Here is a 9,592-nt window from a genome sequence, read left to right on the forward strand (position 1 = left end):
CAAAAACTCAGGTTTCTGGCCTTTTGCTAGTTGCGTGAAGTACTCTGGATCTAACTTTAGTTTCTCTTTAATCCAATTTTCATTCCCTTTAAATAGCTTGTCGTAAGATTCTTTCATTTTAGTGTTTATTTCTTTAATACCTAATTTGAAATAGCGGTATTTTTAAGCAAAGTGCAACTAAATACTGCTTTATTTAATGGAACGATTGGCTGACGTTATGCACTAATTTCAGCCTTCAATAGGTCAAAGAATATTTATTAAATGGCATGTAATTTTGAGAGCTGCCTCAATTTGAATTATGGTATCATAAGTTAAACCTTGCTCTTTTAGTATAATTTAATCAGTTCTATTACTGCTCACTAATTGGCCGCAAATAATGACTTATGGAAAAATCAATTGAAGGAAAATCAAATAAGAAAAGTTCGAATTCAAGTTAATGTAACCCATAATTTAACTTTTATATGTTTTTTGGAAGTGTGGTAATTTCCATGGCAACTGACGCTATTTCTATCTTTTTATTTGACTTGTTAATAACATCTAATAGCCGTACATAAATTTGTGATTTAGTAGTTCTCCTTGATTTGTAATCAACAACATACCTGAGAGTAAATGTCATCCAGTTTTGATCAAACATCATTGATATTATAGGTTGAACCTTCGCATTTTCGATATTGTATTTGCCAGTCATATTATCCCATGCCGTCTGTGACTGATTGGAAAATTCACCCACAACATCTACAAGAACTTCCATAAACTTCTCCTGTGCATAAGTGAAGTCGCTACCAGTTTTTACAGGGATGTTTAATTCGTCCCATAAAAATGGGAAGTCACCTGAATAGTTGTAGACTGGCTCTTTAAACACAAAACTATTGGCCACACGCACCATTTTTCCGTTATATAAATCTCCACCCACCCAATCACCAATTTCCATAAGTGTGGTTCTTAGCACTCCGATATCTATAACATCACCTTTGATTCCGCCTAACTTCACTCTATCACCTACTTTAAAAAAATTACTGGTAAATATTGCGATATAGCCCGCAATACTTACAATAACTTCCTGCAAAGCAAAGGCAATACCTGCTCCGGCAACTCCAAGTGCTGTGCCAATACCTGACATCTCCGAATTGAAAATGAAGAGCAGACCTATTGCGAAAAACAGATACCCAAAAAAGGTGATTATTTTCTGAAACTTATATTTTGAATAGTTATCAGATTCTAATTTGGATGCACCTTTCTTTAAAATAAGAACAAGGACGTAAGTCAGAATGAACAAAATCACGATCCAAAACACATTTTGGATTGCAGTATTATTTGCCAAATCTTCGAATTGGAGCATTGCCGAATTTAATCAATTATCAGCAATATTGTTGGCTACCTTTCAAACAGCATTTAGCAATAGATTAGGCATATAGTTCTTCACGTTGTTGCACAAACCGATCATCTTCTACATATTCATCATAGGTACAAAGCTTATCTAAATGTCCATTAGGGGTGATCTCAATAATTCTGTTTGCAATAGTTTGCGTAAATGTATGGTCATGAGATGTGAATAAAACTGTTCCTGGGAAGTCCCTTAAGGCATTATTAAATGCGGTAATGGATTCAAGGTCAAGGTGATTTGTGGGTTCGTCCAATATCAGAAGGTTTCCACCTTTGAGCATCATTTTAGATACCATGCATCTTACTTTTTCGCCTCCTGAAAGTACATTGCACTTCTTAAACACTTCTTCGCCACTGAAAAGCATTTTACCTAAAAATCCACGAATATACACTTCATCTTTCTCTCCATCGCTATATTGCCTTAGCCAGTCGATCAGGTTTTCGTTAGATTTAAAATATTTCTCATTTTCGTTAGGTAGGTAAGCTGTTGTAATGGTTTGCCCGAATTTAAATTCACCAGCATCCGATCTCATTTCCCCCATTAGTATTTGAAAAAGTGCCGTAGTGGCCAAACTATCTTTGCTTAAGAAAGCGATCTTATCGCCTTTATTAACAAAGAAATCTAAGTCCTTGAATAATGTCTTACCGTCTATGCTTTTTGATAATCCTTTAACCTCTAATATTTGATCGCCTGCAGGCCGGTTTTGGGTAAATATAATGGCCGGATATTTTCTGGTAGAAGGCTGAATATCTTCAACATTAATTTTATCTAACAATTTGCGTCTACTTGTTGCCTGTTTCGATTTAGATGCATTAGCACTAAAACGAGCTATAAACTCCTGCAATTCCTTTTTCTTTTCTTCTGCCTTTTTATTGGCGGCTGAGCGTTGTTGTAATACTAATTGACTTGACTCATACCAAAAGGTGTAATTACCAGTATAGAGTCTGATTTGAGCAAAGTCTATGTCCACGATATTGGTACATACTGTATCTAAAAAGTGTCTATCGTGTGATACTACAATAACAGTATTTTTAAAATCAAGTAAAAAGTCTTCCAGCCAACTGATGGTATGAATATCCAAATCGTTGGTTGGTTCATCCAGAATAAGAATATCAGGGTTGCCAAAAAGCGCCTGGGCCAATAGCACCCTTACCTTTTGGTTACCACTTAAATCTTTCATGAGCGAATAATGGTCAGTTTCATGTATACCCAATCCGCTTAATAATGCGGCAGCATCAGATTCTGCATTCCAACCATCCATTTCAGCAAACTCTGCTTCCAATTCCGATGCCTTTACACCATCCTCATCGGAAAAGTCTGGTTTCATGTAAATAGCATCTTTCTCCTGCATAATCTTCCAGAGTTTTGTGTGGCCCATAAGCACAGTATTTAATACTGTTACTTCATCAAACTCAAAGTGGTTCTGCTTTAAAACAGCCATTCGCTTTCCAGGTTCAATATTTACCTGGCCGCCAGTTGGATCAATGTCGCCAGATAATATTTTAAGAAAAGTGGATTTACCCGCTCCATTAGCACCAATCACTCCATAACAATTGCCAGCAGTGAAATTGATGTTTACTTCGTCAAATAATACCCTTTTACCAAACTGTAATGAAAGATTTTGAGCTGAAAGCATGCTTTATTATTTAATTTGGCCGCAAAGGTACTATATTTCCTAACCATTTGTAAACAAACCGTAGATTTGGAACATTGAATATGGAAGTTGCAATTATTGGAGGTGGGGCAGCAGGTTTTTTTGCTGCTTTATCAGTGAAAGAGCATTATCCGCATGCTAATCTCACCTTATTTGAAAAGTCTTCGAAGCTCCTTGCGAAAGTCAAGGTGTCAGGCGGTGGTAGGTGTAATGTAACTCACGATTGCAGGCATGCAAATCAACTTGCTAAAAATTACCCAAGAGGTGAGAAGTTTCTAAAGAAGGCGTTTTCACAATTTGATGTGAATGATACCATCAGTTGGTTCGAATCAAGAGGGGTGAAGCTTAAAACTGAGAGTGATGGGCGGATGTTTCCTATTACGGATGATTCGCAGACCATTATTGATTGTTTGTTGAATGAAACCAGAAGACTTGGCGTAGCAATAGTTAAGAACAAAACTATTCTTAAGTTGAGCCCCAGTGAAACAGGTATAGAATTAAGTTTTGATGAAAATCAAACGCGCTTTGATAAAGCTATCATATGTTCTGGAGGCTCACCAAAACTTAGTGGCTTCGAATGGCTAACAGAATTAGGGATTCATATCGAACCACCAGTGCCTTCCTTATTTACTTTTAACATGCCTAATGAACCTATCAAGTCATTAATGGGTTTGGCTGTCCCCAATGTTTCTGTGAATGTTCAAGGTACGAAGTTGAAGCAGGAGGGTCCATTGCTTATTACACATTGGGGCATGAGCGGGCCGGCTATTCTAAAAACATCAGCCTGGGGAGCTAGAGTATTGGCTGATTTTAACTATGATTTTAAAATTCAGGTGAATTGGCTCAATGAGAATTCAGAATCTGAACTTAGAGCGCAGGTAGAGGTAATAAAAAAAGATTTTCCTAAGAGAAAAATGTTAAATAGAGCCATTGCTGGGATACCATCCAGGTTATGGGATTTTTTGCTTACAAGGGTTGCATTGCGCTCAGATATTACCTGGGGTGAATTGGGAAGCAAGGGAATAAATAAACTGGTAAACGTTCTTTTAAATGATGTGTATGAGGTAAAAGGAAAGACCACATTTAAAGAGGAGTTTGTTACTTGTGGTGGTGTTAGTCTTTCGCATATTGATGTAAAAACCATGCAAAGTAGGGTTGTGCCAAATCTTTATTATGCCGGTGAAGTGATGGATATTGATGGTGTTACCGGTGGATTTAATTTCCAGGCTGCCTGGACCACCGGATTTATTGCCGGGAAATTGCTGAGTTAAAATTTCAATTCTTCGTCTTTTGTCCAAATTCCCCAGTAGGCACCAACATCACCTTCAGAACCTACTTTCCAGGATTCATCAAAAGATGAGAAATAAAACATTTCAATATTATCTTCCTTAGACCATTGCTGTGCGTTAATAAAATACTTCATGAAATTTTCTGCGGAAGGAACTGCACCATGCAAGCTACTTCCCTGACTTGGCCAACCTGTTTCTGTAATAATCACTCTTTTTCCATTACCAGCTCTAAGTGCCTTGTTATACATATCTTTCATATAAAGCAATGAATAGTCACAATGGCAACCTTCCCAATAAGGGTAACAGTTTGCTAAAATAACATCACAGGCTTCGGTTATTCTGGGACGATGCTCGAATTCGTAATAGGCATCTACATACCCCACAGGCGTGCCTGGTACGGCTTCTTTTACCTGATAAATGAAGTCGAGCAATTCCTGCTCCGAAAGATCTTCGCGATACATGACTTCATTCCCAACGGCCGCAATATCTACATAACCATCACGCGTTGCTTTAATCAAGCCATCTATTTCTTTATTATTAATTTCCGGATCATTACCCAACCAGGCACCAACCAGTGTTTTTAAACCATATTCTTTCGCTATTCTGGGTATGTGCTCATTTCCCTCTGTACAAGAAAAAGATCGAATCCATTTTGTGAAAGGCTTTAGAATTTTGATTCTTCGGTGAATTTGCTCTTCACTCAGTTGATCGCCTGGTTTTTGACCTTCCACATAAGGGCTTATGCAAATGCCATGCATTCCTCTGGCCAGATGTTTACGATAGATTTTTAGAATATCATCATCCGATAAACTGTCGAAGTTTATTCCAGTAAGTGCACTTAAACGTTCTTCTTTAAATGACATATATGTTAAAATTTATGATAGAACTTTTTTACCGTATTTTAATTGCTCGTTTTTATCCCAAATACCCCAGCTTTGGCCTACATTACCTTCATGGCGTATTTTCCAGGACTCATCGAATGAAGAGAAGTAAAATAAACCAATTGCATATTTTTGGCTCCAATTATTTATGTCCACAAAATACTTCATGGCATTTTCTGGAGAAGGGTCTGCTTTACTATTCATTTTGCCTCGGCTTGGCCAACCTGTTTCAGCAATCATAACAGGTTTACCTTGCGCCACATCTTGAGTTAAAGCATACATTTTTTGTAAGTAAACAGCTGCATCGTCAATTGAACAACCTTCCCAGAATGGGTAACAATTCGCTAAAATAACATCACTCAACTCCACCAATTCAGGGTTTACTAAAAACTGGTAGTAGGTGTCTACACATCCAATGGTAATATTTGGGATAGCATCTTTTACTCGTTTGATGTATTCAAGTAATTCTTCCTTCGTTACATCTTCTCTGAGAAGAACTTCATTACCTACTGCAGCGATATCGACATGGCCTGCTTTGGCCAATTTTATCAAATTATTAATTTCAAGCTCATTTTTAGCTTTGTCGTTACCTATCCAGGCACCCACAAGTGTTTTTAACCCATTCTCTTTAGCTATTTGAGGGATGAATTCGTTTCCATCTGTGCAAGAGAATGAACGCACCCATTTGGTGTGTGGTTTAATCACAGCCATTCTTTTACGTATCTGATCTTCAGTAAGTATATCACCAATATTTTGACTTTCAAGATAGGGACTGAAACATATACCATGCATACCAGTGTTTAATGATGAAGAAAATATGGCACTTACTTCGTCCTGCGACAGTCGTTCAAAATTGGTTAGAATAGATTTATCTATATTTATCTCCTTTTTGAGCAATGTATGTAGTTTATCAAGTTGCTGGTAAGAAGAGCTTGATACAGGTTGCTCACTTCTTCTGTCTAATTCTGCACGAATTTCATTGGCTTTTTCTTCGGTTACGTCATAGTCTCGCATTACGAACATGGCTACAAGTGTACCTAAAATAGGCACCCCAGAGTAAAAGGCCCTGAGTCCAATTAACGTTTCTTCTGTTTGTGCTGCAGCCGAAGCATCGAAGCCTACAACGCTAAGTATGAGTCCACTCAGGCCACCGGCAATGGCAAAGCCAAATTTTACCATCCACCAGTAGATGGCTCCAAATATTCCTTCTCTCCGTTTGCCTGTGTTCAATTCGTCCAGGTCTATTACATCCGAAGTCATGGACATCATTAGAGTGAAAAGGCTGCCTATACCAAAAGAAAAGAAGGGCAATGCGAATATAAACATGTAAGGCTTGCCGGGAATAAAAAGGAACCAGAGCATGATATAACCGATTATGGAAATACCCTGCGACCAGATAAATGCATTCTTTTTACCCATAATTTTAGACATACGGGCTACAATGGGAATGACAACAAACGTAGTAACCAGAGCACCTAAACTACCGAAAAGGGTAGGCCATATACCCGCAGCTGGTGCATCACCACTAAATAAATAATACACTACAATGAAAAACGAAAATGCTGCTATGGTATTAAATGCATTAAAAATGAAAAATGTAGCAATGCATAGTTTTCTGAAAGGTACAGAGGCAAAGGCCTCTTTAAATCCAAGGAGTATTTCTTTTAAACTTTTCCCGATGGTTCTTAAATTAAGTGGTGCGTAGTTTTCATTAAGTGTTGACTTGTCTTTAATAAAAATTGCTGGTACCATGGCAAAAAACATACAAACAACGCCTATCCAAATGGCCAGTTGCCGTGTAGCCACCTCTGCGGTAGGAAACCAATCCGGATCATACATTACAACCCAAAACCATGGCGCTATTACCCACGCCCATTGGCCAATCCATTGTGCCACAGCCATAATATTGGTGCGCTCGTGGAAGTCGTTACTCATTTCATACCCCATGGCTACATAAGGCACACTAAAAATGGTAAGACCTAAATAAAATACGAATGACCATAGAAGGAAATAAGTAAAGTTATAATTCACACCATCCTCTCGGTATAGTTGCCACATAATGATAAAGGCTAAGCCCATTAATATAGCTCCAAAGAATACGTATTGCCGCCTTCGTCCCCATTTGGACCTGGTGTTATCAGATATAAAACCCATTATAGGGTCAGTGATAGAATCGAAAATTCTTGGGAAAAAATATATAACCCCCCACATCCAGCCCGGAAAGCCCAAATCCTGAACTAATACCACCATAAAAATTCCCAATACAGCGGGGAACATCTGGTTTGCCAGCATACCAACACCAAATGCCACTTTTTGGCCGAATGGGACTTTATTTTTATATGTAGCCATGTTTGAAAGGTTAGGTTATTATTATAGTCTGTAAAGCTTGTTTGCTGATTACTATCGAAGCATCCTCACCATTTAATTTTAGATGTATTTGTCTTGATTTGTTGCCCTGATTTAGCACAACAACTGCAATGGTTCCGTCAGGGTTTTTGACAGCAGTAGCAAGAATTTCATCATCGGTGATTGTTAACCCAATTCGAATGGCTCCCGGTCTTATGTATCGGCTAAAGTGAGCCATCGTATAATAGAGTGGAGTAAAATAAACTTCATCATTTTCTGGGTCTACGATAACTGGTGCAACACACCAGTTTTTAAACCAATTAGGACCGCCTTGTTTATCCAATACCATATTCCAATCAACCCAACCATCAACCCAATTATTAAGGCAGCCTATTATATCCCTAGCATATCTGTACACCGGAACATATTTAGGGTGCATCTTTTTTTCTTCTGCTGGTGCCCAATCCCAGCCCCAATCCGTAGCTTCTTTTGACCAATACCAATCGTCATCTTTCCATTTGGGAACCTCAGCATCTACACAGGCCTCAGTTTGAATTAAATGCTTATCAGGTGCATTTTGATGTGCATACTGCAACTCATCTGGGAACACTTCAAAAGTACTGGCATACCAATGAATGGCAGTTCCATCAAAATAATTTTTACTTGCATTGGTAGTAAACATAGCATCGACCCATTCTTTCAGATGTTCCCGGTTCTGATCGTATCCTAGGATTTTAATAGTGGATTGATTGTTTTGCGCTAGCATTGGGCCTAAGTGGTTTTGCACGAAAGCTGTCATTTCTTCTGGGGTATAATGCATACTTTCCCAGTTATTACCATTGCCCAATGGCTCATTTTCAACGGTTACACCCCAAATGTCAATACCCTCCTTGCTATAGGCACTAATATATTTGGAGAAGAAGAGTGCCCAGGTGTCATTATATTTTGGTAGTAGTTTTCCTCCAACCCAACTGTTATTATCTTTCATCCAAGGAGGGGCTGTCCAGGGCGATGAAATAATTTTAAAACCATCTTTTGATTTTGACTGTGCTGCTTTAATAATAGGTATGATATCATCTTTATCATTGGCTATGGAAAAGCTGTCTAATGCTATATCGTCAGATACTGGTGCATACGAGTAGTTGGAGAGTGAAAAATCACATGAATTAATATGTGTTCTAGTTAGTGAGTATTTGGCTCCCGATTCACCAAAGTAGGCCTCCAATATTGAATCTCTATTTGCCTCACCTAACTTGTTTAACAAATAGCAAGAAGCCTCCGTAAATGAACCTCCAATTCCAGTAATTTCCTGAAATGTATTTTCAGGGTTCAAGGATATTTCCACTGAATTTTCAGAAGGTTGAAATTCTTCAAGTAATGTAAGTTTATTGCCGGAAGCACTTGTCTCAAACACTTTAATATTCATTATTTTCTTTTTATCATTATCACATGATGTAAAAGTATTTAATAGGCAGATAATCAGTATGTTATATAGTATATACTTCATTTAATAATGGCTCATTTCAACATTTATAGAAGGTGGAACGTGAACGTGGTTCATAAGGGAATCTAAATTACCGCCATACGTTTTTCTAATTTTTTTACCATCCCTGGTTAGTCCATTGAAGGTGCCAGCGTCTACCATCTCCCACAGAGGATATTTTGCATTCCCGGATTTGGTAAACAATCCGAAATGATTTTCAGAACCTTTGGTATTGTGTGCATCTTTCCATGGCTCATTAAATGCTTCAAAGTAAAAGCATGAAATGCCTGCTTCATCAGTCCATTTTCGCATTTGTTTGTAGTAAAGTCCTTGCTTGTATTCGTCTGTTGCCATTGAACCTTTAGAGCCATAATGGCCGTTTGAAACAGTAGCCCAGCCCGTTTCTCCGATATGAACCGGCTTGTCAACCCCTAAACTTCTCATATAAGAAACTACTGAATCGTATTGGTTTTTGGCAAATTGTAGCGAACGCCCCATGGCTGCATTAATCTTCTCAATATCGCTAAGCGATTGTTCATCTTCGGGTACTCGCCA

The 9,592-nt window shown here is 38.2% G+C and carries 7 protein-coding genes; 1 reads left to right on the forward strand and 6 read right to left on the reverse strand.

The genetic code is table 11. The features are described 5' to 3' along the window. Window positions 1–457: 457 nt before the first annotated feature. Window positions 458–1,339 carry a mechanosensitive ion channel family protein gene (locus RLO81_RS20070; RefSeq protein ID WP_350116151.1) on the reverse strand — a complete coding sequence of 294 codons (882 nt, stop codon included), beginning with the start codon at window positions 1,337–1,339 and terminating at the stop codon, window positions 458–460. A 64-nt stretch (window positions 1,340–1,403) separates the two neighbouring features. Continuing rightward, window positions 1,404–3,020 carry an ABC-F family ATP-binding cassette domain-containing protein gene (locus tag RLO81_RS20075; RefSeq protein WP_350116155.1) on the reverse strand — a complete coding sequence of 539 codons (1,617 nt, stop codon included), beginning with the start codon at window positions 3,018–3,020 and terminating at the stop codon, window positions 1,404–1,406. A gap of 80 nt (window positions 3,021–3,100) precedes the next feature. Between RLO81_RS20075 and RLO81_RS20080 the strand changes: the two genes are divergently transcribed. Continuing rightward, window positions 3,101–4,309, forward strand: a complete 1,209-nt coding sequence (locus RLO81_RS20080) for a BaiN/RdsA family NAD(P)/FAD-dependent oxidoreductase (RefSeq protein WP_350116158.1) — start codon at window positions 3,101–3,103, stop codon at window positions 4,307–4,309. Here the strand turns inward: RLO81_RS20080 and RLO81_RS20085 are convergent. From RLO81_RS20085 to RLO81_RS20100, 4 genes are all read right to left on the reverse strand, one after another. After that, complete coding sequence (locus tag RLO81_RS20085; RefSeq protein WP_350116161.1) at window positions 4,306–5,190, reverse strand: glycoside hydrolase family 17 protein; 885 nt, start codon at window positions 5,188–5,190, stop codon at window positions 4,306–4,308. The genes RLO81_RS20080 and RLO81_RS20085 overlap by 4 nt on opposite strands. Before the next feature lie 12 nt (window positions 5,191–5,202). After that, the gene (locus RLO81_RS20090) at window positions 5,203–7,557 is read right to left on the reverse strand and encodes an MFS transporter (protein WP_350116164.1); all 2,355 of its coding nucleotides are present in this window, start codon (window positions 7,555–7,557) and stop codon (window positions 5,203–5,205) included. Window positions 7,558–7,567: 10 nt separating this feature from the next. Next, window positions 7,568–9,061 (reverse strand): glycoside hydrolase family 30 protein, encoded by a 1,494-nt coding sequence (locus RLO81_RS20095; protein ID WP_350116167.1) that lies wholly within the window; start codon window positions 9,059–9,061, stop codon window positions 7,568–7,570. Next, window positions 9,062–9,592 (reverse strand): glycosyl hydrolase family 17 protein (locus tag RLO81_RS20100; RefSeq protein ID WP_350116170.1); only part of this gene is annotated, 531 nt, incomplete at its 5' end.

This window comes from Fulvivirga sp., from assembly GCF_040220315.1.
Classification (GTDB): Bacteria; Bacteroidota; Bacteroidia; order Cytophagales; family Cyclobacteriaceae; genus Fulvivirga.